The sequence below is a fragment of the Selenomonas sp. oral taxon 892 str. F0426 genome (assembly GCF_000468035.1).
Taxonomy (GTDB): domain Bacteria; phylum Bacillota; class Negativicutes; order Selenomonadales; family Selenomonadaceae; genus Centipeda.
In genome coordinates this window covers 1-26,130 of record NZ_KI260530.1, presented here as the reverse complement: position 1 = coordinate 26,130, position 26,130 = coordinate 1, and the positions used below count along the sequence as shown (strand labels likewise).

The 26,130-nt window shown below is 57.0% G+C and carries 26 protein-coding genes, 1 tRNA gene and 1 pseudogene; 19 read left to right on the top strand and 9 right to left on the bottom strand.

Annotated elements, in window-relative coordinates; all coding sequences use genetic code 11:
- The 4 genes from HMPREF1992_RS03085 to HMPREF1992_RS03070 all read left to right on the top strand — a co-directional run.
- Window positions 1-1,532: diguanylate cyclase (locus HMPREF1992_RS03085; protein ID WP_037358333.1), on the top strand; the 1,532-nt coding region annotated here is incomplete at its 5' end.
- A gap of 217 nt (window positions 1,533-1,749) precedes the next feature.
- Window positions 1,750-2,286, top strand: coding sequence for a DUF805 domain-containing protein (locus tag HMPREF1992_RS03080; protein ID WP_021684363.1), 537 nt, complete (start codon window positions 1,750-1,752; stop codon window positions 2,284-2,286).
- A 12-nt stretch (window positions 2,287-2,298) separates the two neighbouring features.
- Complete coding sequence (locus HMPREF1992_RS03075; protein WP_021684362.1) at window positions 2,299-3,405, top strand: DUF805 domain-containing protein; 1,107 nt, start codon at window positions 2,299-2,301, stop codon at window positions 3,403-3,405.
- Between the two features lie 59 nt (window positions 3,406-3,464).
- Entirely contained in the window at window positions 3,465-3,734 is a 270-nt protein-coding gene (locus tag HMPREF1992_RS03070; RefSeq protein WP_037358377.1) for a zinc ribbon domain-containing protein, read from the top strand.
- Between the two features lie 238 nt (window positions 3,735-3,972).
- Here the strand turns inward: HMPREF1992_RS03070 and jag are convergent, their stop codons facing one another.
- The 5 genes from jag to rpmH form a co-directional block, all read right to left on the bottom strand.
- Complete coding sequence (gene jag, locus HMPREF1992_RS03065) at window positions 3,973-5,034, bottom strand: RNA-binding cell elongation regulator Jag/EloR (protein WP_021684360.1); 1,062 nt, start codon at window positions 5,032-5,034, stop codon at window positions 3,973-3,975.
- A 1-nt stretch (window position 5,035) separates the two neighbouring features.
- On the bottom strand, window positions 5,036-5,710 hold the full coding sequence (locus HMPREF1992_RS03060; RefSeq protein ID WP_021684359.1) for a YidC/Oxa1 family membrane protein insertase: 675 nt from the start codon (window positions 5,708-5,710) through the stop codon (window positions 5,036-5,038).
- Window positions 5,711-5,814: 104 nt separating this feature from the next.
- Window positions 5,815-6,024: a membrane protein insertion efficiency factor YidD gene (gene yidD / locus HMPREF1992_RS03055; RefSeq protein ID WP_021684358.1), complete on the bottom strand. Its 210-nt coding sequence runs from the start codon at window positions 6,022-6,024 to the stop codon at window positions 5,815-5,817.
- Window positions 6,024-6,413 carry a ribonuclease P protein component gene (gene rnpA / locus HMPREF1992_RS03050; protein ID WP_021684357.1) on the bottom strand — a complete coding sequence of 130 codons (390 nt, stop codon included), beginning with the start codon at window positions 6,411-6,413 and terminating at the stop codon, window positions 6,024-6,026. Before rnpA ends, yidD begins: the two co-directional genes overlap by 1 nt.
- A gap of 47 nt (window positions 6,414-6,460) precedes the next feature.
- Window positions 6,461-6,595 (bottom strand): 50S ribosomal protein L34, encoded by a 135-nt coding sequence (gene rpmH / locus HMPREF1992_RS03045; protein WP_006305399.1) that lies wholly within the window; start codon window positions 6,593-6,595, stop codon window positions 6,461-6,463.
- Between the two features lie 352 nt (window positions 6,596-6,947).
- Here rpmH and dnaA point away from each other — a divergent pair, with 352 nt between their 5' ends.
- The 6 genes from dnaA to gyrB all read left to right on the top strand — a co-directional run bounded on the left by dnaA (window position 6,948) and on the right by gyrB (window position 14,454).
- The gene (gene dnaA / locus HMPREF1992_RS03040; RefSeq protein ID WP_021684356.1) at window positions 6,948-8,426 is read left to right on the top strand and encodes a chromosomal replication initiator protein DnaA; all 1,479 of its coding nucleotides are present in this window, start codon (window positions 6,948-6,950) and stop codon (window positions 8,424-8,426) included.
- Window positions 8,427-8,722: 296 nt separating this feature from the next.
- The gene (gene dnaN, locus HMPREF1992_RS03035) at window positions 8,723-9,865 is read left to right on the top strand and encodes a DNA polymerase III subunit beta (protein WP_021684354.1); all 1,143 of its coding nucleotides are present in this window, start codon (window positions 8,723-8,725) and stop codon (window positions 9,863-9,865) included.
- Entirely contained in the window at window positions 9,862-10,077 is a 216-nt protein-coding gene (locus tag HMPREF1992_RS03030; protein ID WP_021684353.1) for an RNA-binding S4 domain-containing protein, read from the top strand. The genes dnaN and HMPREF1992_RS03030 overlap by 4 nt, the downstream gene beginning before the upstream one ends.
- Window positions 10,078-10,079: 2 nt before the next feature.
- Complete coding sequence (gene recF, locus HMPREF1992_RS03025; RefSeq protein WP_021684352.1) at window positions 10,080-11,201, top strand: DNA replication/repair protein RecF; 1,122 nt, start codon at window positions 10,080-10,082, stop codon at window positions 11,199-11,201.
- 91 nt (window positions 11,202-11,292) lie between these two features.
- Window positions 11,293-12,207: a DUF721 domain-containing protein gene (locus tag HMPREF1992_RS03020; protein ID WP_021684351.1), complete on the top strand. Its 915-nt coding sequence runs from the start codon at window positions 11,293-11,295 to the stop codon at window positions 12,205-12,207.
- Between the two features lie 192 nt (window positions 12,208-12,399).
- Window positions 12,400-14,454: a DNA topoisomerase (ATP-hydrolyzing) subunit B gene (gene gyrB / locus HMPREF1992_RS03015; protein WP_021684350.1), complete on the top strand. Its 2,055-nt coding sequence runs from the start codon at window positions 12,400-12,402 to the stop codon at window positions 14,452-14,454.
- Between the two features lie 42 nt (window positions 14,455-14,496).
- Here the strand turns inward: gyrB and HMPREF1992_RS03010 are convergent, their stop codons facing one another.
- The 3 genes from HMPREF1992_RS03010 to HMPREF1992_RS03000 all read right to left on the bottom strand — a co-directional run bounded on the left by HMPREF1992_RS03010 (window position 14,497) and on the right by HMPREF1992_RS03000 (window position 16,057).
- Window positions 14,497-14,943: a metal-dependent hydrolase gene (locus HMPREF1992_RS03010; RefSeq protein WP_037358319.1), complete on the bottom strand. Its 447-nt coding sequence runs from the start codon at window positions 14,941-14,943 to the stop codon at window positions 14,497-14,499.
- Window positions 14,944-14,994: 51 nt separating this feature from the next.
- Window positions 14,995-15,438 (bottom strand): Rrf2 family transcriptional regulator, encoded by a 444-nt coding sequence (locus tag HMPREF1992_RS03005; protein ID WP_196801383.1) that lies wholly within the window; start codon window positions 15,436-15,438, stop codon window positions 14,995-14,997.
- A 100-nt stretch (window positions 15,439-15,538) separates the two neighbouring features.
- Complete coding sequence (locus HMPREF1992_RS03000) at window positions 15,539-16,057, bottom strand: hypothetical protein (RefSeq protein WP_021684347.1); 519 nt, start codon at window positions 16,055-16,057, stop codon at window positions 15,539-15,541.
- A gap of 216 nt (window positions 16,058-16,273) precedes the next feature.
- On the opposite strand from HMPREF1992_RS03000, the gene HMPREF1992_RS02995 reads away from it, so the two are divergent.
- The 4 genes from HMPREF1992_RS02995 (at window position 16,274) to HMPREF1992_RS02980 (ending at window position 17,796) form a co-directional block, all read left to right on the top strand.
- Window positions 16,274-16,489: a DUF1659 domain-containing protein gene (locus HMPREF1992_RS02995; protein ID WP_021684346.1), complete on the top strand. Its 216-nt coding sequence runs from the start codon at window positions 16,274-16,276 to the stop codon at window positions 16,487-16,489.
- A gap of 35 nt (window positions 16,490-16,524) precedes the next feature.
- Window positions 16,525-16,743, top strand: a complete 219-nt coding sequence (locus HMPREF1992_RS02990; protein ID WP_021684345.1) for a DUF2922 domain-containing protein — start codon at window positions 16,525-16,527, stop codon at window positions 16,741-16,743.
- A 98-nt stretch (window positions 16,744-16,841) separates the two neighbouring features.
- Window positions 16,842-16,918: transfer RNA gene (locus HMPREF1992_RS02985), tRNA-Arg, on the top strand.
- Window positions 16,919-16,992: 74 nt separating this feature from the next.
- A complete protein-coding gene (locus HMPREF1992_RS02980; protein WP_021684344.1) occupies window positions 16,993-17,796 on the top strand; it encodes a DUF3298 and DUF4163 domain-containing protein in 804 nt (267 codons plus the stop codon).
- A 60-nt stretch (window positions 17,797-17,856) separates the two neighbouring features.
- Here the strand turns inward: HMPREF1992_RS02980 and HMPREF1992_RS02975 are convergent, their stop codons facing one another.
- Window positions 17,857-19,200 carry a sodium:alanine symporter family protein gene (locus tag HMPREF1992_RS02975; RefSeq protein ID WP_037358313.1) on the bottom strand — a complete coding sequence of 448 codons (1,344 nt, stop codon included), beginning with the start codon at window positions 19,198-19,200 and terminating at the stop codon, window positions 17,857-17,859.
- 150 nt (window positions 19,201-19,350) lie between these two features.
- On the opposite strand from HMPREF1992_RS02975, the gene HMPREF1992_RS02970 reads away from it, so the two are divergent.
- From HMPREF1992_RS02970 to HMPREF1992_RS11595, 5 genes and pseudogenes are all read left to right on the top strand, one after another.
- Complete coding sequence (locus tag HMPREF1992_RS02970; protein ID WP_021684342.1) at window positions 19,351-20,067, top strand: DUF554 domain-containing protein; 717 nt, start codon at window positions 19,351-19,353, stop codon at window positions 20,065-20,067.
- A 160-nt stretch (window positions 20,068-20,227) separates the two neighbouring features.
- Window positions 20,228-21,610 carry an AmmeMemoRadiSam system protein A gene (amrA, locus tag HMPREF1992_RS02965; protein WP_021684340.1) on the top strand — a complete coding sequence of 461 codons (1,383 nt, stop codon included), beginning with the start codon at window positions 20,228-20,230 and terminating at the stop codon, window positions 21,608-21,610.
- Entirely contained in the window at window positions 21,564-22,508 is a 945-nt protein-coding gene (gene amrS / locus HMPREF1992_RS02960) for an AmmeMemoRadiSam system radical SAM enzyme (protein ID WP_231366945.1), read from the top strand. Before amrA ends, amrS begins: the two co-directional genes overlap by 47 nt.
- Before the next feature lie 82 nt (window positions 22,509-22,590).
- The gene (locus tag HMPREF1992_RS02955) at window positions 22,591-24,090 is read left to right on the top strand and encodes a WG repeat-containing protein (RefSeq protein ID WP_037358310.1); all 1,500 of its coding nucleotides are present in this window, start codon (window positions 22,591-22,593) and stop codon (window positions 24,088-24,090) included.
- A gap of 364 nt (window positions 24,091-24,454) precedes the next feature.
- Window positions 24,455-26,130: pseudogene (locus tag HMPREF1992_RS11595) on the top strand (autotransporter domain-containing protein); the annotation flags it as partial.

Sequence of the window (26,130 nt, the reverse complement as noted above, 5' to 3'; positions counted from 1 at the left end):
ACTGGCAGCCCTATGACTATCCTGCTCCGCCGCCTATGCCCCGGAATACGACGACGGTCTATCTCTCATGGCAGATCCCGTTTGCGGCGCGCTTCTCAAACGATCACGTCCTCTTTGCGACGACCAATCAGAACGTCTATGTCTATGTTGACGACGAGCTCGTCTATATGCACGGCGACTGGAATGATCTCACGGGCGCACGCGGACGCGCACTCCACTACATCCATCTCGATCAGAACATTGCGGGCAAGCGCCTCACGATTCTCCTGAACTCGGGCTATCCGAACTGGCTCGGCAGCATCGACTACTTTATGCTCGGGGCATCCGAGACATTCCTGCGCAGCCTCAGTCTCTCCGATGCCATCTATATCTCGAGCCTATCCGTTACGATCGCTCTCATCGTCTTTCTGACGATGGATCTCGTCTGGCGCGGCGCAAAGGAGCACCGTCGCCGCATACAGCTCTATATCATCGGATACCTGGCGAGCTTCTTCCTGTGGACGACGGGTACATCCTCGTTCTTCCCGCGTATCTACGGCATACCGGGTGTCTGGTGGGAGATCCACCTCATCATGCTCTACATCATGCCCATGTTCTGCACGCGGATCACGCAGGATATTGTATCACCACGCTACATCGAGTATACACGCACAATCATGAAGATCTTCGGCATCGTCTTTGCTACGGCGACGATCACGGAGATTGCAGGTCTGAACGGCTATATGAACCTGCTCTTCCTCTTTTACCCGCTGCTTCTCATTGGCAGTTTCGTGCTCATCTACACCCTCATACGCTCGAACTGGGTACATCATCCGGCCTGCCGTTATGCGTGCTTCGCCATGACCGCGATGGTCATCTTCGGCGGGATTGACGCAGTACACTTTGCGTATCATCGCCTCTCTGCCATGCTCTCGACAACCGTCTTCTCCATCTACGCGAGTATTCCCTTCATCTTTTACACCATCCGCGAACAGATGGTCCGCGACGCCGCCCTCGCACAGGAGAATGAGCATCTCGTACGTGAGCTGAAAATCTCACAGAACGAGGCACAGCGCGACTATCTCACAGGAGCCTACAACCGCCATCAGCTCGGCGAGGGTTTTGCGGCATTCTCCGCGCTCTCCTCTGAGCGTGGGTTCAAATTCTCCTTTGCCATCTTCGATATCGATCACTTCAAGAGCGTCAACGATACAAAGGGTCATCTCGCGGGCGATGCGATCCTACGGCAAATCGCCGACACCATCCATGAGGAGATCGACCGCCGCCACCTCTTCATCCGCTACGGCGGCGATGAGTTCATCCTCCTCGCCCTGCACTACGACCTCGATGCCATGGTCGCGTTCTGCGAACACCTCCGGCACATCCTCGAGCAGCGCCTCGACGGCGTCACGCTCAGCTTTGGCGTATCGACCTGGCACGGCAAAAAGGATCGCCTCCGCGCGCTCATCGACCGTGCCGACCGCGCACTCTACCTCTCGAAGGAGAAGGGACGCAATACCGTCTCTGCCGAGAATGAGGAGGGTGCAGCATAACACAGCCCCCCACAACCTCATATATTTGATTATGGAGAGCGCGTCGTTTGCGGAAACGACGCGCTTTCCATTTCAAAATGGCTGAATACACGCGCCGCGGCATACAATATAGACTTTTCGCCCCCCTGCAGCATGCACACAAAGATATGAGATTGCCTCTTTATAATCCTGATTTTTTGCCAAAGCGCCCTCATTGTGCTACAATGAGGGCGTTTTTATGATACGTTATAATAGTAAGGAGTATGGTATGCACCAAATTGACAGCGGTATGAGGGAGAATTTCTTCCAGTGGCAGGGGCGGCTGAACCGCAAGCGCTTTCTCAAGCGTCTCGTCGCGCTCACAGGTATGGGCATCGTCCTTTACATCCTCATGCTCATCGTAATTCTCGCATCGGGGGGTCCCCTGATGGAGCCGAATGAGTCCGTTGCTGAGGGTGTCTTTGGCTTTTTTACGCTGCTCAGTATTCCTCTGACGGTATCAACCTATATGCTCATGATCCGCCGCCTGCATGATCTCAATCTCTCGGGATTCTTCGTGCTGCTCGGCTTCGTCCCTCTCGTCAGTCTCGGGCTCCTCCTCTATCTCCTCTTCAAGGAGGGCACAACGGGCGACAATTCCTACGGTCCCGATCCGCTTGGAGCCGTCTCCGACGCAGTTCCTGCCGCGTCGGAGACGTACGAGAATCCCTATGCACGCGCATCCTATGGGGATGCACCGACGGACATCGCACCGCCGAAAAAACCGCAGGACTGATGAGGCGTGCCGATGAATGATACAGTGTTTTCGATGACAGGCAGGCTGACGCGGCGCGACTATGCGCTGACGATTGCTGCGCTCTGCGGCGGCAGCTCACTCGCAGCGTTCGCTGCGCTCTCCGTCCTCCTGCCGCTGATCTACTTTATGGCAACGCTGTTCTTCCGTGAGACGACAATGCCGTTTTGGATTCTCTTCGTCATGGGGATCTCCCTCATCCTCTCGTGTGCAGCCATCCTGCTGCCGCTCACTGCCATCCCGGCAACGGTGCGCCGCCTGCACGACATCGGACGCGGCGGATGGCTCGCCTTTCCGCTCGTACTGATGAGCCTCGTGGCACTCGGCCTCCCTATGTTCTCACTCTTTATGCTCATAGGGATTCTTGAGGGAATGAACCGAACATCGGACATGATCTTTTTTGACAACCCAGAGCAGCTTGGCATCGCCCTCGGCAGTTTTGTCCTCGGCTATTTCTTCCTGTGCTTCTTCACCCTTCTCATCCTGTCCGTCTACGCTGCATGGATCTTTTTTAAAAAGGGATCTCCTGCCGCAAATCGATATGGAGAAGCCCCCGTGGAGGAACCGCTCCCGTCCGTTTACGCAGCATATTTCTCCACGAAGGGACTAATCGACCGCGCACGCTTCATCTTTCGCACACTCATTGTCATCGCCGCTGCGGGTATCATTCTGCCTATCCTGGGGCAATCCGTTCTCTACCCCATTGCCGCCATCGGCAAATCCATCGGGATAGCACCGATCGGGATGGACTTCTTCGTGATCCTCATCGGCGGTATGATTTATCCGCTTGCCGCCCTGCCGCTCGTTGTCCGCCGTCTGAAAAGTCTCGGCCGCAGTTCCTATGAGTCCCTGCTCGTCTTTGCCGCACTCCTGCCGAATTTCCTCTGCACGATACAGACAGCGCGTTTCCTCGGCAGCCTTGATATGATCGAGGAGGATGAGATGGGCGCGGCGATCATCGAGGAGTTTATGACCATCGGCACAACGGGGGACACGTTCTTCATCGCCCTCTGGATGCTCTGTACCGTGCTTTCACTGATCGGCCTTGCACATCTTCTGCGGAATGATGATAGAGACATATCCGATGGAGCATTGCTCTAAAGCCGCTCCGAATGGAGCACGCACAGGCAATCAATAGATACACAGAAAGCGAGGTCACTATGTTCTGTCCAAAATGCAGTAAATTTGTCCCCTCCTCGGCGAATGCCTGTCCAAACTGCGGTATTCCGATCATCACGGGATTCTCTCCAAACTATGGCGCGGGCTTCGATCTCGGCGATGACGACAGCGAAAGCCGCAACGATGCACCGCCGCGCAAGGTGATGGACTCCGATCTCTACGATGATGTCCCGGATATGGATGAAAAACTACCTGCAGACTCGGGCATCGGGAGCAAACTGAAATCCCTCTTCGGCTTTGGGAAGGGCTGAATACGCACAAAAAGGGACTTTTCTTCGAAGCTGAAAAACTTCGGAGAAAAGTCCCTTTCTTTGTATAAAGTCGCTGCGAGTGCCTCTTCCACCGCTTGCGCGGTCCCCCTCCCCCGTGCGGCACAGGGGAGGCTTTGAAAGCACGCCGCATCAGCTTCCCCCGCCGAAGCGGAGGAGGCGGCGAGCACAGCGAGCCGAAAGGGCGCTCAGAGAGCAGCCCCCTTTTTATTTACGACGCCTACCGATCATATCGGTCGTAGCTCGTCTCGTCATAGCCGCGCGTACTGCGTCGGCGCTTTGGAACAATGACGACGTAGCGGCGCGGATTGTCTCCCGCGCTGTATGTCGTGACGCGGCGATTGTCCTGCAGCGCCATGTGGATGATCTTGCGCTCGTGACGGCTCATGGGCTCGAGGTGGATCTCCTCCCCGATGCGGCACGCCTTGTCCGCGAGATGTCCCGCGAGGCGTGTGAGCGTCTCCTCACGGCGCGCACGATAGTCCTCGACATCGAGGATGATGCGTGCATAGCCCGTCTCAGGGATCTTGTTGACGACAAGATTGGTGAGATACTGCAGGGCATCGAGGGTTGCGCCGTGTTTGCCGATGAGAATGCCGAGGTTCTCCCCCTGCATGTTGAATACCATGCCTGCCTCGCCGTCCATCCGATGCAGGGTAACATTGAGGTTCATTGCGGTAAAGATCTCACCGAGAAAGCGTTCTGCGGCGCTGATCATCTCGTCCGTGAGCGGAATAAGCTGACTATCCGCACGCTCGCGGCGGCTGCCTCCATCATAGCCGCCATCGGTATGCTCCCGTCGGTCGCGGCGCTCATCTATGCGCTCCGACGACGAATAGCGTCCGCGCCGTCCCTCGCCATAGCTCCCGCGGCCGCTTTCGCGCGGCCCACGACGTTCCTCGCTGCGCTGCGGCCCGCTCTGCGCAGGATTCTTTCGTGCGGAGGAGCGCAGATCCGTGTGAAATCGCTTTGGACGGACGCCGAAGCCATCGTCTGCACGAGACTGCTCGCCCGCATTCACGCCGGATGATGCAGGCGCTGGCGTCGAAGCAATGACGGTCGGCTGTGCCGGCGTTGCTATCTCTGTTCGCTGCGAGGGTATGACGGGGCGCGTCGTTACACGGATGCGCGCTTCGCGTTTGCCCCAGAGTCCTAGGAAACCGCCGGACGGTTCCTGAAGAACCTCATAGGTGATCTCGGCTCTCCCGCAGCCGAGCTTGTCGAGTGCGACAGAGAGCGCATCCTCGACTGTTTTTCCGCTTGTCTCTATGATCTCTGCCATATCAGATCGCCTCCTTTGCCGCTGCGCCCTCATTGCGGTACATCCACCACTGCTGGATAATCTGCACGACGTTCATTGTCACCCAGTAGAGCACGAGACCCGAGGGGAAGGTAAGGCTGATCCAGCCGATGAAGAGCGGCATGATGGTCATCATGATCTTCATCTGCGGATTCATCTCCGTGGAGGTCATCTTCTGCTGGAGGAAGGTCGTCAGTGCGGACAGAACGGGCAGGATGTAGTATGGATCCGGCTCTGACATGTTGGGCAGCCAGTAGAACGATGCTGCCTCCGGGCTCGGAAAGGTAAAGTTGAAGAGGGCATAATACATCCCCATGAGAATGGGCATCTGTACGAGAAGCGGAAGACAGCCGGCCAGCGGGTTGACGCCCGCCTCGCGGAAGAGTTCGGCCGTCTTTTGCTGAAGCATCTGCGGATTATTCTTATACTTGTCCTGAATCTTTTTCATCTTCGGCTGAATTTCCTGCATCGCCTTCATGGATTTGATCTGCTTGACGGTGAGCGGATAGGTCACGACCTTGATGAGGATGGTGAGAAGAATGATGGGAAATCCATAGCTGACGAGGCCTGCAGCACTCGTAACGGTATAGAATGCGCCGAGAATCATCTGAAGGATATGGATGATGGGCTCGAAGAGGTTACTAAAAAATTCGATCAACGCGTTTTCCTCCTACTATTCGGGAAGTGTCTATGAAATAAATTTTCGATTATGAGTTTTTCGTTCGTGATACGCGCCCAACGCGAATGCCTCGCTGCGCGATCCTATGGAACGGGGTCGTAGCCGCCGGGATGAAACGGATGACAGCGCAAAATCCGACGGAGTGCCATCCATCCGCCGCGCCGTGCGCCATAGCGCTCGATTGCCTCCATTGCGTAAGCGGAGCAGGTGGGATAGTAGCGGCAGGTGGGCAGTGTGAGCGGCGAGACTGCCGCGCGATAAAACTGTATCAGAAGAAGGAGCACGCGCTTCATCACTGCTCCTCGGTGCGATGCCGCCCCCCCCCATCCGCAAATATTTTGGCGCGGCGGGCGAGCGCTCTAAGCTCCTGTGCGGCATCCTGCATCCTCTGTTCAGCAAGACCTGCGCGGCCGATAAGGAGAATCCCCACATCTCTGCGCAGCTCGTGCTGCATATGACGATATGCCTCTCGAAGGAGGCGCTTCGTACGGCTGCGCACGGCGGCGCAGCCTAATTTTTTTCCGGCGGCAAAGCCAACCTTGCCGGCGACTCTTTGCTCACGCAGGACATAGAGAACCATCCGCCGTCCCGCAACCACGGTTCCCTTTTGGTAAACGTGCTGAAAGTCGCTGCGGCGTTTGATCATCTTTGTACGCGGTAATGTGTATTTCTTTTCGTTCATCGTTAAAAAAGAGGTCACCCGCGGTGACCTCTGTCAGGCTGCAGCTATTACGCCGACAGCTTCTTTCGTCCGCGCTGACGCCTTCTCTTCAGTACGAGGCGACCGCCTTTCGTCTTCATGCGCTCACGGAAACCATGCGTCTTCTTTCTCCAATGATTGTTGGGCTGGAATGTTCTCTTCACCTCTCGTCACCTCCTTCGCTCGTGCTGCAATGCGGTATCGGGCATCTACAGCGATTCGTAAGATTACTAGCCGTCATTATAGACGAAAAAAACTAGCACTGTCAAGGCGTAGGCCGCTCATTTACAGCTTTTTTTCCATAGATGAGGCAAAAGGCCCTGTTGATAAGTCGCTTTTTTTTTGCTAAAATATTCTCGTTGTATTGTGGAAAACCTGTGAAAAAAAACGTGTATAATTTCCTCTCTGCTCATTTTATCGCCCCTATTTTATCGACGAATTTATCCACAACTGTGAATAACCTTGTGGATAAAGAGAATGTGCAGACGAAAAAATTTTTTGAAGGGACGCAGATATATGCCCGAAGAAATGTTACCCTCCATCGACGTACAATGGCAGAAGGTACTTGAGAAAACGGATGGAATCATCCACGAAGACGCCGTCCGAAAATGGATTTTGCCGACCGTGCCCGTCTCTCTCTCTCAAAATGAGCTTATCCTAGCTGTAGAAGAGAACTTTCAAAAACAGTATATCGAATCGCGCCTGGGCGCGCTCTTCGGCGATGTCGTTCAGCAGGCGCTCGGCTCCGGATATACGTTCCGTGTCGTTATCGATCCCGCTCTCGTCGCGCAGAAAAAAGCGCAGCACAAGAAAAATGAGCCGCCTGCAGAAATCCCTGCGGCGGAGGAAATGACGGCAAAGGAATCTCCCGGTGAAACGAAGGCAGCAGAGGAGTACGCAGGCTATCCTGCGCAAGGCAGTCTCCCGCTTACCTCCGCGAGTGATACACATGCGGCAGCACCGGACGACGGAACGACACTCAATCCAAAGTACACATTCGACGCATTCGTCATGGGACGCTCAAACCAGTTCTCGTATTCGATGACAAAGGCGGTCGCAGATGCACCGGGTCTCCCCTCGCACAATCCGCTCTTTATCTACGGCGGCGTGGGGCTCGGCAAGACACATCTGATGCATGCAGCGGGGCACAAGATCCTCGCGAACCACCCCGAAAAGCGCGTCCTCTACATTGCGAGTACGGATTTTACGAACGAATTCATCCGCTCCATCCGCGAGAAGAGCATGGACGCGTTCCGTGAAAAATACTACAGCATCGACGTGCTGCTGATCGACGATATCCAATTCTTTGCAAAGCAGGAGCAGACACAGACGGAATTCTTCCAGACGTTCAACAAACTGCGCGACAGCGGCAAACAAATCATCCTTACCTCTGACCGCCAACCACAGGATGTCAAGGATCTGGAGGATCGTCTGATCTCGCGCTTTGCCGGCGGCGCGGTCGTCGATATCCAGCCGCCGGAGTTTGAGACGCGCGTCGCGATCCTCCAAAAGAAGGCGCAGAGTGAGGAGGTAGACATCCCCGAGGATGTCATCACCTACATCGCAAGCCGCGTGGACAGCAATATCCGCGAGCTCGAGGGCGCGCTCACACGCCTCATCAAATACGCCTCGACGATGCGCATGCCGATCGACGAGACGACCTGCATTGCAGCGCTCGGCAACTATCTGCGCGGCGAGAAGGGACGGCGTATCACAATGGAGATGATCGAGCGCATCGTCTGCACACATTTCAAGGTGACAAGCGAGGATATCCGCTCCACAAAACGCAGCAACGACATCGCCTATCCGCGTCAGATCGCCATGTATCTCTGCCATGAGCTGACGGAGGTATCCTGGCCGACGATCGGCGGGTTCTTCAGCCGTGACCACTCAACCGTCATTCACGCCCACAAAAAGATCCAAAATCTCTCCGCCAGCGACCCAGCAACAAAGGCACTCATCCAGTCACTGAGCATTCAGATCAAGGGGATCTAGGGAATCTCACAAGGGTTCCCTGACTCCTGTGGATATTTCTGTTCATTTCCCATCTCATTTCATGTGGATGTTTTGTGGATAATAACTCATCCACTCTTTATCTGTGTAAACTGTGGATAACATCAGAACAAGTCCGCTCATCTTATCCACAGTCGCACCCTTGTTTCTTCTGGATTTTATCCACTTTTCAACAAATCCACAGCCCCTACTACTACTTCTACTATATTTTTTTATATCACGCAATCATAGAAAACAGGGAGTACCGAAAAGCAAACGCTCCCCGGAAAGGAACGACCATGAACATCACACTCGGGCGAAGCGATCTCATCTCTGCCCTGCAAATCGTGAGCAAGGGACTCTCCACAAAACCGCAGACCCCCATTCTCTCCGGTGTCTACATGACCGCCAAAGAGGGACTGCTCGAACTCCAGTCCACGAACTACGAGCTCGGATTCATCGTTACCATCCCCGCTGAAATTCATACTGTCGGCACAGCCGTTCTCCCTGGTAAATATCTCACCGAATTCACGCGCAAGCTGCCTGCCGAGGAGATCTCCATTGACACGGAAAGCTCCGATGGACTCGCCGTCATCAAGTCCGGCACAGCACGATTTACACTTCGTACGATGGAGGTCAGTGACTTCCCTGTGCTGCAGCGTATGGACGGAACACTGCACTTTACAATCAAAGACCGGACACTCGCACGTCTGGTCAAAAAATCTACCTTTGCCTGTCTGCGCGAGGAGCAGCGTGACCGCCGCCCAATCTTTACAGGATGTCAGCTTGAGGTCGAGGGACAGGAGGTCACCTTTGCTGCGACGAATGTCCATCGCCTCGCAGTCAAGAGTGAGACACTTGATGCCGATGCCGGACAGATTCGCGTCATCATCCCCGCACGCTTTCTCGAGGAAGTTACCCGAACGATTACGGGGGAGGTTCCCAGTGACATCAATGTGACATGTTCCTACAATCAAGTCAGCATGTCCTCTGGGAGCATCTACATGACCTCACGCCTCATCGAGGGCGCATTCCCGGACTATCGCCGTGTTATTCCGCGTGATGAGAATATCAAGACGCGCGTTACCCTCGATGCGCACGTATTTGCGTCTGCCGTCGAGCGTGCTTCTCTCATCGCACGCACCGATCAGTACAACATCGTGAAGCTCGCATTCGAAAAGGGGCTTATGCGTATCTCATCGAACAGCCCTGAGATCGGCGAGACCGAGGAGACAATTCCGGCAGAGGTCACCGGTGATGATGTTACGATCGCATTTAACGCTTCCTATCTCATGGATGCCATGAAATCGCTCGACAGTGATACCTGTATTCTCTCTCTTCAGGGAGCGAACGAACAGGGGATGAATTTGTCACCCATGACCATTCACGAAGAAGCAGATCCTAAATATATTTACGTTGTAACGCCTGTGAGGACACATTGACAGAGGTAGAGATACACACTGAATATATCCAGCTCGATCAGTTTTTGAAGCTTGCCGGCACCGTACCGAGCGGCGGCATTGTGAAGGAAATGATCGCTGCAGGAGCAATTCTCCGCAATGGAGAGATCGAAACGGCGCGGAGGCGCAAGCTCGTCCATGGTGATGTTATTACCATTGATGGCAGTGAATGCTACCGTGTTGTACGTACATAATTATGCAGATAACATCACTTGTACTGCGTTCGTATCGAAATTATGAGGAGATGCATCTCGACTTTGACAGCGGCGTGCAGATCTTTCTCGGGGCGAATGCACAGGGCAAGACGAATATCATCGAGGCGCTCTACTACGCCGCGTTTGGACGCTCCCATCGCACATCAAGCGATGCGGAGCTTATTCGCATGGGCGCGGCGGGCGCGTACATCGGACTCAACTTCCTGCGTCACGATGTGCCGGGAGAACTGCGCTTCACCTTTGCACGCGGCGCCAGACGGCGTATTGAGCGCGGCGGGGAGAATCTCCGTCAGCGTGACCTGGTCGGCATCCTGCCGATGGTGCTCTTCTCTCCCGAGGATCTCTTCCTCGTCAAGGGGGCACCGGCACTCAGACGCCGTTATCTGGACGCCGAACTCTCGCAGGCGAGTCCCGCCTACTATGGGGAACTCCTGCGCTATACGCACATCCTGCGGCAGAGAAATGCCGTACTGAAGGACATCCGCGATCGTCTGGCATCGCCTGATGATCTCCTGCCGTGGGATGTGCAGCTCGCGCGGAGTGCCGCGTACATCGTCACGCGGCGGATCGCAGCGACGGAGCAGCTCGGAGCGCTCTCCGCACGCGTGCAGGCGGTGCTCGCCGCCGGCGAGGAGCTGACCATCTCATACGAGATCGCGCACGCAGCGGAGGGACTCACCGATGCGAAAGAGGGCATGACAGAACGCCTTGAACTATGGTATAATAAGATGTTCATCGAGGGTCGGGCGCGTGATATTGCGCGTGCAGCGACGGGCATCGGCCCCCATCTGGACGATCTCGTCCTCTCTGTCGGCGGCATGAGCCTCCGCAGCTATGGCTCGCAGGGACAGCAGCGCACAGGGGCGCTCGCATTGAAGCTCGCCGAGCTCTTCTATCTGCGTGAGAATGTTGGGGAGGCACCCATTCTCCTGCTCGATGATGTCATGAGCGAACTGGATGCGGAGCGCCGCAGTGCGCTCCTCTCTTTTATCCGCAGTGAGAAGATCCAGACCTTTATCACCGCGACCGACGCGGCGTATTTCCCCGAGGAACGTATGGGAACATATCGGTATGTGGAGGCGGGGAAGATCAGGGCGATGTAGGAGAAGCCTCCCCTGCCACAGTGGGGGAGGGGGCGCTTTTATTGGCTCAGTAATTCCATTATATGGGGATCGTTGACAAGGAGGGACGGCAATGCGAACAACACTCGGCACAGCGAGCGCAGGCGATGATGTGCGCGCCGCCGTCCACCGCCTCGGCCCTGCATTCGAGCGCGGCTACATCGCGCATACGACACTCTCCCACTGGGCGGATATCATGGGCGAGATGGTCGCACGCCGCGTTCGCGCTGTCGCTGTCAAAGACGGCAAACTCTTCCTCTATGCGCCTGATGCCACATGGAAGAACGAGATGCGCATGAGTACCCCTGAGATCATTCAACGCGTCAACAACTACGCGGGCGGGCGGCTCGTGAAGGAAATCGTCTTTGCGCGCTCTGCTCGTCCCATATCTGCTGCAGATGAGGACGGACAGGACGCAGAGACTCCTGCCGCCTATGCACGCGCTGTCGTTCAGACGGGATTGACGGACGAAGAAATTGCATACGGTTCGTCTCTTGCAGATGTGGTTACAGACGAGAAGCTGACAAAGCACGTTCAGCGTGCCTATCAGATTTCGCGCAAGGCACGCCGTCTCAAGGAGCAGCGCGGGTTCACGCCCTGCCCCTCATGCGGCAGACTCGTTTCGGGGATCTGTTACGACTGCCGCCGTGCGGATGAGCGCCGTGTGCGGAGTGAGGTACGCGCGATCCTGCGCACGGAGCCGTGGGTCAAGCTCGCCGATGTTGTGCGGCGTGTCCCCTCCTGTGATGCGCTCATGCTCGGCAGTGAGCGTGCCGACCTCGTACGTCAGATAGCGGGAGAGACCGAATACACGGCACAGGACAGTGAGAATGCGCGTATGCTCACCATGCTCCACCGCGGACTTCCGCCTGAGGAGGTAACGCCGAAGAAGATTCAGAGCACCTTTTGGGAACTGCGCAACGAACTCATCACCACGCGCGAATTCTGGGAAGAAATGAAGCAGCGCAAGGCAAGAAAGAAATCATAAGCAATCGCTGATCAAGTGAAGTCCATATAGAAAGGGGCGACTGTCATGATCCTCACCATCGACGAAATCCGTGATAAAACCCGCTCCATCTGCGAGAAATACAAGGTTGAAAGCAAATAACTATGAGATCATTCGTGTAAAATCTCCGAAATTCCCTAAATAACCAGTTCAACAGACCCCAAGGAGGATATAATGGCAAAGAATATCGACCTGAATGCAAACGAAGAGCAGGCGGAGATTCGTCCGCTGACGGAGGAGGAGGCGAAGGAAGCCGCCGAGATGGCAGATCTGCCCGACCTCTCCGGCATTGCGATCTCCGCTGAGGAGATGGGCGATGAGGTGACCGCCGTCGATGCCGACTACGGTGCGGGACAGATTCAGGTGCTCGAGGGGCTTGAGGCTGTTCGCAAGCGTCCTGGTATGTACATCGGCTCGACATCGGAGCGCGGACTGCATCACCTTGTCTATGAGGTCGTCGACAACTCTATCGATGAGGCGCTTGCGGGCTACTGCGATAATGTCGAGGTTGTCATTCATCAGGACAACAGCATCACCGTCACCGACAACGGGCGCGGCATCCCCGTCGATATGCACGAGAGCGGCATGCCTGCTGTCGAGGTCGTGCTCACCGTCCTCCATGCGGGCGGCAAGTTCGGCGGCGACGGCTACAAGGTCTCGGGCGGCCTCCACGGTGTCGGCGTCTCCGTCGTCAATGCACTCTCCTCCTCCATGGATGTGCAGGTACGTCGCGACGGGACGATTCACGAGATCTCCTTTGCGCGCGGCGTGACACAGGAAAAGCTGCACGAGATCGGAACGAGTGAGACGACGGGCACGCGCGTCCACTTCGTCCCCGATCCTGAGATCTTCACGGTCACGACCTACAGCTTTGAGACGCTGAAGCATCGTCTGCGCGAGCTTGCCTTCCTCAACCACGGCATTACCATCACGCTTGTGGACGAACGCGGCGAGGCAGAGCGGCGCGAGACCTTCCACTTCGACGGCGGCATCCGCTCGTTCGTCTCCCATCTCAACCGGAAGAAGGAGACGATCAACGAGGAGCCGATCTACTTCAACGGCGTCAAGGACGATACCGTTGTCGAGATTGCGATGCAGTACAACGACAGCTATCAGGAAAATATCTACAGTTTCGTCAACAACATCAACACCGAGGAGGGCGGCACGCACCTTGCGGGCTTTAAGATCGCCCTCACGCGTGCGGCGAACGATTTTGCACGCCGGCTGAACGTGCTCAAGGACAAGGACGGCAATCTCTCGGGCGAGGACGTGCGCGAGGGACTGACCGCCGTCATCAGCCTCAAGGTACGCGAGCCGCAGTTCGAGGGGCAGACCAAGACGAAGCTCGGCAACTCCGAGGTGCGCGGCATCGTCGACTCCATCGTCACCGAGGGGCTGACGGAGTACTTCGAGGAGAACCCCGCTGTCACGAAAAAGGTCTTGGAAAAATCGCTCATGGCATCGCGCGCGCGCGAGGCGGCACGCAAGGCGCGTGAGCTGACGCGGCGCAAGAACGCGCTCGAGGTCTCGAGTCTGCCGGGCAAGCTCGCGGACTGCTCCGTGAAGGATCCCGACCAGTGCGAGATCTACATCGTCGAGGGCGATTCTGCAGGCGGCTCGGCGAAGCAGGGACGCGACCGCCGCTTCCAGGCGATCCTGCCCCTGCGCGGCAAGATCCTCAACGTGGAGAAGGCGCGTCTCGACAAGATCTTTGCCAACGCGGAGATCCGCACGATGATCACGGCGTTCGGCACGGGCATCGGTGAGGAGTTTGACCTCGCGAAGCGCCGCTACAGCAAGATCATCATCATGACGGATGCGGACGTCGACGGCGCGCACATCCGCACGCTGCTTCTCACATTCTTCTACCGCTACATGAAGCCGCTCGTCGATCACGGGCATGTCTATATCGCGCAGCCGCCGCTCTATCAGATCCGCAAGGACAAGAAGCATTTCTACACTTACTCCGACGAGGAGCAGGCGAAGAAGCTGGACGAGATCGGGCGCGACGGCGTGACCATCCAGCGCTACAAGGGTCTCGGCGAGATGAACCCCGAGCAGCTCTGGGAGACGACCATGAACCCCGAGGGGCGCACCATGCTGCGCGTCGGGGCAGAGGACGCCGAGGCGGCGGATGAACTCTTCACCATCCTCATGGGCGATAAGGTCGAACCGCGCCGCCAGTTCATCGAGGAGAATGCGCGCCTCGTACGGAACCTCGATATTTGATGTAAATATACGCAAAAAAAAGGCTGCCGAATGGCAGCTTTTTTATGTGCGGAGAAGATATTGTCCCACGTATATGAAAACAATACATACAAGCACAAATATATATTCACGAAATGAGCCAACAGTAAAGAGGCGAACACCGATCTTCTGCGTGGGGAGTATGCCAGGCACCTTACCGCAGACAGCATCCTCTGCGATGTGGAGGATGGCACCGATGAAGAGCCATATGAGAATGTGGAAGAATGCCTCATCGTAGAAGAAGTATTTCTCTGCCCGCATGAGTCCGCCGATCAGCGCGAGGTAGAGCATTGGCCAGTGTGACCAGCCGCGATGACGGCTTCTCCATGCACTCCATCCAATGCGTTCAGGTGTGCCCTCGATCTTGTCCGGGATGACAGCCCCGACCGCTGCTGCCGCTGCAGCGAGCGGATCAGCAGTGACGGCGTGGGCGATCATGCCTGTGAGAGCGATGTGGGATACCCATTTCATATCGAAGTCTCCTTCTCGTTTTGGGTATGTCTTCCACATTCCTGTCTGGGGTTAATCTTCCTCTCCCATCTGTTCACGCGCCTCGGCAATGACATCGGCGAGGGTGGTTGACTCCATTGTGCGCTCCATCGCCTGCTGGATAGAGGCGAGGTGACCGTCGAGTATGTTATGTATGTTGCGGCCGACGGGGCAGGAGGGATTTGGATTCTCGTGGAAGCTAAAGAGTCTGTCGTCTCCGATGCTCTCGACGGCATGAAAGATGTCAGCGATCGTGATCTCCTCAAGCGGGCGTGCGATGTGTGCACCGCCTTCGCGTCCGCGTGCAACAGTGATGAGCCCCGCACGCCGCAGCTGTCCGAGAATGCGGCGGATGACGACAGGGTGTGCGCCGATGCTGCCCGCGAGCGACTCGCTGGTTGCAGGCTCATCTCTCCCAAAGAGATCGACACAGATGAGAATGTGGATAGCGATGGTAAAGCGGCTCGAGATCTGCATATTGTATCCTCCGTTGTTCTGTATCCGTATCATACAATGAATGGGAGGAAAATGCAAGTATATCATCACTTTCTCGTGCACAGCAGGCATGCATCCATTGTCAGCCAAACTCTGCCGCATGTTCGAGCTGACGCCTGACATCGAGGAGCAGCTTGTAGTGGACGGCTTTTGCCTCCTGAACGAGTTTCTTTACGGTAGTTGGCTGCCAGAGGCAGTGGATGACGGTGCCGCTGTGCAGTGCGACATCCGTTCCGTCTTTACCGTGTCCGATGAGCGGTCTGCGTGCGATGTTGATGTAGCCGAGTCTGCCGCTGCGCCGTTTCGGATCGACCATGATCGGTGCGAGTACACATCCATGCAGAATGGGGAGAATGATGTTGCGCCGTCGGGCAAGCTGCCGTGCGGCATTGCGGCGGATGAGGCGCAGCTCTTTGTCCTCCCTTCCCGCGAGGCAGGAGAGGACATACTCGGTCGCTGCGCTGAGCGTCAGTCTGTCTCCCTCTGCAGTATGGATGACGGTTGTGCGTCCGCCATCTGCGCCATTCATGGGTACGATTGCGAGAATATCCGCCGCTGCCGGCAGACGCTGCATAAGCATATCTCTCTTCGTCCAGTTCATTTATGATCTCCTTTCACAATCCTCCTATCTGCCGTTGGCGAGACGTACAGACACGAGATAAAAATAGAAATCACCTGTTCCTTTCTAATTTTTATTATATAGAAAATATGTTCGTTTGTAAAGAAATTTTTGCATTGACTCCTCCTTTTCTAGTTTGCAGCAAGTATCCCCATGTAAGGCTTACACGGATACTTTAAGAGAAAGGAGTTGATCCCGATGGCACGCAAAGATGCGACGAGCAAACTCACGCTCAAGGTCACGACGGGGGTCGGTGCCGACGGCAAGACCCTCTACAAGAACCGTACAATCGGCGGTGTTGCATCCACACTGACGGATGCAGATGCGCTCACGATCGGCCGGGGACTTGCGGGTCTCCAGAAGCATGGTCTGAGCCAGGTGCTGCGTACGGACACGGCCGTCCTCGACGACTGAGGCAATAATGAATCAAAGGAAAGGAGGTAGGAACGATGTCGACGAAGAAACAGCTGCGTATGACGATGACGATGTCGAGCGGCAAGGAGATGACGATGAGTCTCGCAGACCCGAAGGACGGGCTGACGAAGGCGGAGGTCACGACCTGTCTGCAAAACGTCATCGATAAGAAGGCGATTGTCGCAGGTGAGGCGTATCCCGTCTCCATCAAGGACATTGCCATCCAGACGGTGGATACGGAGAAGCTCTCCTAAAGCTCTCTGCAGACTGCGGGGACTGCACGATGCAGTCCCTTTTTGCATGGGATGTGGGACTTGCATATCCCGGATAAATTTGATACACTTTATGCCATGCGGTTGTAGCTCAGATGGATAGAGCATCTGCCTCCTAAGCAGAGGGTCGCGCGTTCGACTCGCGCCAATCGCACCATTGATGAAATAAAGGCTTCTCACAGTGAGAAGTCTTTTCTGGATTTTATGGGAATTTGAAAGGAGCGATGACGGATGAATAAGTATCTATGCGCGACTCTTGCAGCAGCTCTTCTCATCGGTGGAATGCCTCCAGCAGAGGCAGCGGAGAATGAGATGACGATCGCTGAGGCATGTGCCGTGAAGGATGGATATACAGAGAGTGAGGCTCCACAGCTCTTCCCATGGCTGAGGGTGGAGGATCATCGTCGTGCTGTGCGTGATCATGGACGTGTCCTTGCATGGTTCAGCTATCCTGAGATTACGGTTGTAGGAGATGACTATCCCGCCCTCGCGCGTGAGCTGTTCCTCCGCAGTGCGGCTGAGAAGCAGGCACTGGAGGAGTGGGCTGATGAGACGGGCAAAATGGCACGTGAACTGAATCCCTCCACCGCCTATTACGAATATAGTGTGGTGGATCGCTGGGGACAGATTGACGACCAGATCGTCAGCTATGCCCTCCGCAATGAGAGCTACAGCGGCGGCGCGCACCCGCTGCATGGGATAATTACGGTGAATCTGAACCCGGAGACAGGAGAGGAGATCTCCATCGATGATATCGTCAGTGGTCGTGATATCCTACTTCTCGCGCTTGCGGATGTCTTCCGCAGGCAGTATCCGAATCGTGAGCAGGAACTATTTGAGCATGACATTGACAAGGCATTGGATGACTATCATATCGCGCCAAACTGGCAGGAGTATATCAGTTGGATGCTTGATGCGCGCGGGGATCTCGTCGTATTCTACAGCCCATATGAGATAGGCCCCTATTCCTCCGGCAGTTTTGAGCTGACGGTGACGCGGGAGAGGTACCCTGAGGTATTCCGCCGCAGCTTCTAAAATTCTCTCATTAAAAAGACCTCCACAGAATGGATTGTGGAGGTCTTTTGCTGTATGGAATTATTTCTGCATCTTATCAAGATATTGTCGTGTCTCACGGACGACAATGCCTGAGAGTGCGATGAGCGCGATGAGGTTCGGGATGGCCATGAGGCCGTTGACGATATCAGCGAGCACCCAGATCGCCTCGAGCTTTAGGAATGCGCCGCACGCGATGAGCGCGATGAAGACGAGTCGGTACGGCAGGATCGCACGCATGCCTGCGAGATAGAGCACGGCGCGTTCACCGTAGTAGTTCCAGCCGAGGATGGTGGTGAACGCAAACAGCGAAAGCGAGACGGTGAGGAGCATGCCGCCGATGCTGCCGTAGAGGCTTGAGAACGCCGCGCCCGTCATAGCCGCGCCTGCCGCATCACCGTGCCAAGCACCCGTCAGCACAAGGACGAGGCCCGTCATGGAGCAGATGATGATGGTGTCGATGAACGTACCCGTCATGGAGATGAGGCCCTGCTCGGCGGGCTCCTTCGTCTTGGCCGCGGCCGCTGCGATCGGCGCAGAGCCGAGACCGGACTCATTCGAGAACACGCCGCGCGCAATTCCGTTCTGCATCGCCATCATGACGGTCGAGCCGGCAAATCCGCCCGCCGCTGCCGTGCCCGTGAACGCGCTGTCCAGAATGAGCGCGACGGCCGCCGGGATCTCGCCGAGGTGCATGAGAATGATCCCCGCACAGATGACGATGTAGAGCACCGCCATAAAGGGGATGATGCGCGCAGCAACCTCAGCAATGCTCTTGAGCCCGCCGATCGTGATTGCCGCAATCAGCGCGGTGAGTGCGAGGTCCGTCACAATACGCGGCACGCCGAAGGAGAGCTCCACTGAATCAACAATTGCGTTGACCTGCGGGAATGTGCCGATGCCGAAGTATGCAACGAGCACTGCTGCCGCTGCAAAGAAGGCGGCGAGAGGACGATATTTCTCTCCCATACCGAGGCGGATGTAGTACATTGGACCGCCTGCGATCTCGCCGTGCTCATCCGTGGTGCGGTATTTCACCGCGAGCAGACCCTCTGCATACTTTGTCGCCATGCCGAAGAACGCCGCCATCCACATCCAGAAGATTGCCCCGGGACCGCCGACCTTAACCGCTGTCGCAACGCCGACGATGTTGCCCGTGCCGATCGTCGCGGCGAGCGCGACGCAGAGCGCCTTAAAGCTTGAGATGTCGCCGTCGCCCTGATTCTTCGCCCCGAGGATCAGGCCGAGTGCCCGCGGCAGATGCACGACCTGGATCAGCGCGAGCCGCAGGGTCAGCAGAATGCCCGTCCCAACGAGCAGGGTGATGAGCGGAACACCCCAAAGAAATGAGTCGATCGCGTTCAGCATGGGGAGAAAGGATTCCATTGCACATACCTCCAAAATGAAAATATGCGAATATTTTACCATGATAAAGTATGAAAAGTCCATGTATACATGAATTGAACGCGCTTCTATTTTACAATTCAAGAAAAATGAAGTACAATAAGCCCTCAACGAATGAAAGGATGTGGGCGTATGCCGGGGATCGGAGTTCTTGCAAATGTTGCTGTTGTCGCGCTGGGCGGCATCCTGGGGCTGGGATGCGGCCGCCTCATCACGGAGCGGTTTCAGAGTACCATCATGCGCGCCTGCGCGCTCGCGGTGCTGTTCCTCGGTCTCGGCGGAGCATTGCGTGAGATGTTCCAGATCGGAGCAGACGGACGTCTCGCCCTCATCGGGGTGAACATGATGCTCGCGAGCCTCATCGGCGGCGCGGTCATCGGTGAGCTGCTCAACATCGAGGACCGCATGACTGCGTTCGGCGCGTGGCTGAAACGAGTCTCGGGCAGCGGTGGCGATGCGCATTTCATCGACGGGTTCGTCACCGCCTCCCTGACGATCTGCGTCGGCGCGATGTCCGTCATCGGCGCGGTGAACGACAGCCTTTTGGATGACCCGTCGATTCTCTTTGCCAAGAGCGTCCTCGACGGCATCGTCGTCATGCTGCTCACGGCCGCACTCGGGCGGGGCTGCATCTTCTCCGCCCTCTCCGTCGGCATCTTCGAGGGTGCAGTCTTTCTCGGCGCAGGTCTCATTGCACCGGTCATGACGCCTGCCGCGCTCCAGAATCTCAGCTACGTCGGCAGCATCCTTATCTTTGCCGTTGGCACGAACCTCTTCGGCCTGCCGTACATCCGCGTCGCGAACTTCCTGCCTGCACTCGTGATTGCTGTCCTCTGGGGTGCAGCGTAGCTTCTCATGCACCCAGAACTCTGCTGTACCACAGAAATGGGGCGGATGCTTTGCGCATCCGCCTCATTTCTATTGGTCGCTGCAGAATCAATCCATTTTTGCAGGAGCTTCGCGCCGTACAGCGAATACATAATAGAGATATATCGAGAGGAGGAGCATCATGTCCATCATTGCTGCCTATGTCCTGCCCCATCCGCCGCTGATCGTGCCCGCGGTCGGAAAGGGGGAGGAGAAGAAGATACAGCTCACCGTGAACGCGTACGAGCGTGCGATGAAGGAGGCGGCAGAGCTGCAGCCCGATACGGTGATCGTCGCGAGTCCGCACACGGTCATGTATGCCGACTATTTCCACATCGCACCGGGGGAGGAGGCGTCGGGCAGCTTTGCGCAGTTCGGCGCGCCGGAGGTCACGGTCGAGGTGCACTATGACGCGGTGCTCGCCAAGGAGATCGAGATGGAGGCAGGAGCCGAAGGCATCGAGGCGGGCCCCGTCGGCGGACGCAACGCCGCGCTTGATCACGGTGTCATGATCCCGCTGCATTTCCTGCACGCGCATACGCAGGATTTCCGCCTCGTACGCCTCGGCATATCGGGGCTCTCTCCGCTCGCACACTACAATTTCGGCAAATGCATCGCGCGTGCAGCAGCAACGCTCGGGCGGCGTGCCGTCTTTATCGCGAGCGGCGATCTCTCGCACAAGCTCACGCCTGAGGGGCCGTATGGATTCGCAGCGGAGGGGCCGCGGTTTGACAAGGCATGCATGAATTACCTCGAGGAGGGCGACTTTCTGAAGCTGCTGCGCATGGACCGCACGCTCTATGAGCCGGCGGCGGAGTGCGGCCTTCGTACGTTTTGGATGATGGCGGGAGCACTCGACGGACAGGCGCTGAAGATCAAGAAGCTGTCCTATCAGGGACCGTTCGGCGTCGGCTACGGCGTCGTCTCACTGAAGGTGACGCGCGAGGATACGCGGCGCTCATTTGCCGAGCGCTACGAGATGCTCGAGCGTCGAGCGCAGGAGGAGCGGCGTGCCGCCGAGGATGACTATGTACGTCTCGCACGCCATGCGATTGAGACGATTGTCCGTACGGGGGATTCGGCGGAGCGTCCTGCAGGACTGCCGTCCGAGATGGGGGAACGCGCGGGCGTCTTTGTCTCGCTCAAAAAGGACGGTGAGCTGCGCGGCTGCATCGGCACATTTGAGCCGACCACAAAGAATATTGCGGAGGAGATTTTGCAAAATGCCGTCTCTGCGGCGCTGCGCGACCCGCGCTTTCCGCCCGTCACGGAGAAGGAGCTGGACGATCTCGTCTACTCTGTCGATGTGCTGACGGAGCCGGAACTCGTCACAGGTGCGGATGATCTCGATGTGAAAAAGTATGGTGTCATCGTCGAGTACCGCGCGCGCAAGGGACTCCTGCTGCCTGATCTCCCGGGTGTTGATACGGTGGAGGATCAGCTGCGCATCGCACGTCAAAAGGGGGGAATCCCCGCCGATGTGCCCATCCGTATCTGGCGCTTCACCGTCGAGCGGCACAGCTGAGATGAGCGCCGCAGCCGCATATAGGGGGGATTCCGCGCACACAGCCTCCGCCCGGCGTGGCGGAGAGGACCGTGTCGTCTGCGGTCTCTGCCCCCATGCCTGCCGTCTGCGCCCGGGCGAGACAGGATTCTGTCGTACGCGCGAGAACCGCGCGGGCACGATCCGCCCGCTGAACTACGGCCGATTCACCTCGCTCGCGCTCGATCCGATCGAGAAGAAGCCGCTGTACCACTTTCACCCCGGCAGCTTCATCCTCTCCGTCGGCAGTTTCGGCTGCAATCTTGCCTGTCCGTTCTGTCAGAATGCCTCCATCGCAGCGGCAGACGCATCGGCCGCGACGGAGGACATCTCACCTGCGCGCCTTGCCGCGCTCGCGGAGGAACTCAGCCGCCGCGCACCCGGCAACATCGGCGTTGCATTCACCTACAACGAGCCGCTGCTCAGCTTCGAGTACATCATGGACGCAGCGCCCCTCCTGCATGAGGCGAATCTTGCGGTCGTGCTCGTCACGAACGGCACGATCTGCGCCGAACCGCGCGCGCGTCTCCTGCCGCACGTCGACGCGATGAATATTGACCTCAAGGGCTGGCATGAGGATTTCTACCGCTGGGTCGGCGGCGATCTCGGGACGGTCAGGGAGACGATTGCGCATGCCGTCACGCACGGCGTACACGTCGAGGTGACGACCCTCATCATCCCCGACAGGAACGACAGCACGGCCGACATGGATGCCGCGGCGCGCTGGCTCGCCTCCCTCTCACCTGAGATTCCTCTTCACATCAGCCGCTATTTCCCGCGTCACCGCCTGAGCACACCGCCGACGCCGATCACGGACATCGACCGGCTCACGGAAATCGCCCGCCGCCATCTGCGCCATGTGCACCGCGGGAATTGCTGAGGGGGAATTTTCCCGCGAATATCCATGCCGAATAGAGTTCCAGCATTCTGCCATGCAGATCATCAAAGGAGATGTTGCCCGAATGAGCACACGTAAAAAAAATGCGCTGCGCACAGCTGCTGCCGCCGCATTGTCCGCCTCCTTCCTGCTGTTGGGAAATACGGGAGAGAGCAGTGCTCTGCCCGCCGCAGAGGCAGCAGTCAGTGGCTCTATCCCCGTCCAGACAGAGGTCGCAAAACCGTTTGCCCTTGTCCGCGAGGGGAAAAAGTGGGGCGCTGTCAATCCCTATGGCGCACTCATCATTCCGGCGGAGTTCGATGAGATCGCACCCTATGCAGATGGACTCCTGACCGTTCGCCAGGGAAAGAACTGGGGCGTTCTGCGCACAGACGGCAGCATCATTGTGCCTGTCTCCTGCCGTGCGATCGAGCCTTTTGCGGCCGATACCATCATCGTGCAGGATCGTCGGGAACGTTGGGGTGCCTGCGACGGTGCGGGTCATATCCTTGTGCCGGTCGAGCAGCGTGCCGTCAGCCCGTTTCATGAGGGATTTTCGTGCGTTCAGCAGAGCAATGGGAAGTTCGTCTTTTACCGCAGGGACGGCAGCCTTCTGACGAACACCTCCTACGTATATGCAGAACCCTTTGCCGAGGGGTGTGCTCTTGTCGCGCAGGGAAAGCGAAAATACGGCTTCATTGGCACGAACGGCACCGAGATTATTCCTGCTAGGTACGAGAGTGCGCAGCGTTTTCAAGAGGGACTTGCTCCTGTTCTGCATCGGGGGAAGTGGGGCTTTATCGATCGGAGCGGTGCTTTTGTCATCAAGCCTCAGTTTCGCAGCACGGCAATTCACGGATTCAGCGATGGTCTGGCGATGGTGAAGGAGAAAAAGGGTTGGAGCATCATCGATCGAAGCGGAAAAAAACTGTTCAAGACGCGCTATGAGGAGGTTGGCCCGTTCGAAAACGGCCTTGCTGAGGTGTATCGAGAGACCCGCACCGCGAATATCGGCGGCATGCTCCTCAAGGGGCTTGTCATTGTCAAGCGTCTGCCGACATTCGGCAGGGACATCGAGATGTTCGATGAGAAGCTCAAACGCGGCTACATTGACCGCACAGGTGCCGAGGTGATCTCGACGAAGCACGACTATATCGCCGCATTCGAGGACGGTATGGCGCCTGTCCGTATGAGGGGGAAGTGGGGGATGATCAGCCGTACGGGTGCCTATATCGTGCCGCCTAATTTCAGTGCGATCCGCCGCTTCTCCGAGGGGATGGCGGCGGTGCGGCACGGAGACAAATGGGGATACGTTGGCCACAATGGTGAAATTGTCATCGCTGCCGTATATGAGGACGCAGCCGACTTCCACGAGGGACTTGCCGCCGTTCGGCAGGACGGCCGCCCCTTCTTCATCGACCAGACGGGACAGAGTCCCTTCCGCGTGCCGACCACGATCACCGAGATCGGAGACTTTGCCGCAGGGCTTGCCCCGGTCAAAAAGGGTGAGAAGTGGGGCTTTATCGATAAGACGGGCATGCTTGTCATTGCTCCGCTTTACGATGCAGCAGAGACCCTGCCGTGAGTGCATCTGCTCGTACTTTTACACAACCCCCATCGTTCCTCAACAACATCTAATGACATAAAACATAGGACTATAGAGTATCGTATGTATCTATAGTCCTATTTATTTGCACAAAACTTTAATATATGCATGAACGCAGTATAGAATAGGGGCTTTCTCTCCATGCAGAGAAGCGTGACGGCATCGCATTCTAACATCACAGCCATTTTTATAGAATATGCATGCATTCGTCCCATATATACACTTTCATTTGCCCCATTTACAAGGACTTATGAATTGTGTTATCAAAAGAGGAGATGGGATTTCGTTCATTTGTTCCAGATTAGTGTATAGGTGAGCGAAATTAGTGAAAGGAGTCATTTTTATGAAGATCCATAGGGGATATTCGAGGCGGGGTCTCAGCGCACTGATCGCGGCAGGACTGGCGCTCGGGGGCGTATCTGCATACGCGGAGACGATCACGGAGGACAATCACAATGTGACGGTCACGGATGAGCGCAGCAACGTATACGGTGCGAGAATTCTCGTTCATGAGGCGCGCGATGGCTCTGCCGACTACCATGCAAACGCGAATACGGTCAACATCAATGCGCAGGGCGTACAGGACGGCGATCTCTACGGAGCCTTCATCGAGCAAAGAGCCGCGCAGGCGGGCAGCAATTTTACCGCCGAGGCAAAAGGGAACAAGGTTATAAATCAGGGCGGTGCGATCACGCATGCCACCGCCGCCTCGGTCAGCCTCACTGCATCAGATGCCACAAGTCTGAACGTGACCGTCGATAATAACGACGTGAGCGGCACGGGCGGCACATACTCCTATGTGTTCGGTGGCGGCTTTGGATCCATCGCAGCAAACAGCGGCGCAGCGAAGACAACCGTCACAAACAATGATATCACGATTGAAAGCGGCACGCTCAAAGATGGATTCTCCGCAGGGGGCGGATTTGCCAGAGCCGAGACGAGGCGCGGCGCAGCGGAGGCGCACGCGGACAAAAACACCGTCACCCTCAGAAATTCATCGAGCACCAATGGCGGCTACAGGGGCGGAACGGCCTATGCGCTCCCATCGGGCGCACGCGCAACTGCGACGGCAAATGAGAATGCCGTCACCATCACGGGAGGTGCCTATTCGGACGGGCGCAGCGTCATCGGCGGCTCTGCAACCGTCCTGAACGGTGTGGATGAAATCCTTGCGACGGCAAATGCGAACCGCATAACGCTCAGCCCCGCAAGCGCAGTATGGGAAGAGGTCAGCGGCGGCACGGCAGAAGCACGCACAACAGCCAAGTCTACCGTAACCGCAGACGGAAATATCCTGACGCTGACGGCGGGCCACTTCGAGGGGGCTGTCTGCGGCGGCGATGCAAATGCCGACGCGGGCAGCAATACGGCAGTCGCCGCCGCCGAGAGCAATGTGATCTACATTGGCGGCGGGCGCTATGAGAGCGCGATCTACGGCGGACGTGCGCTGACCAACGGGACGGCGAACACGACGGCGATTGCACGCGGCAACATCGTCGAGATCTCGGGTACGCCCGATCTCAGCCGGGCACAGCTTTACGGCGGCACGGCACAGGCGGCAGAGCGCATCATCACAGGCAACGCGCTCATCGTGCGCGGGACGAAGGGCATTACGGCGCAGAGCATCGCGGATTTCCAGAGGCTCACGTTCTATGTGCCGGCGGGCATGACCGAAAGCGATACGATGCTGCGTGTGACCTCCACGACGAATACGAACCTGAAGGACACAACGCTCGAGGCATATCTGCCGGGAAGCTCTACGGCAAATCGCCTGCGCCTCCTGCGCACGGAGAATGCGCAGATTGATACCGATGGCGCGACGACGATGACCGTCTACGAGGGCGTCTCAGGCCATCGCACGGCAAAGATGGGCGTCACGAGCGATAAGAAGGAGCTCGTTGTCAAGGTCGACGGCAGCGCCATCGACGGCGGTGTGACACCGACGCCGACACCGACGCCAACACCGACACCGACACCGACGCCAACACCGACACCGACGCCAACGCCGACACCGACACC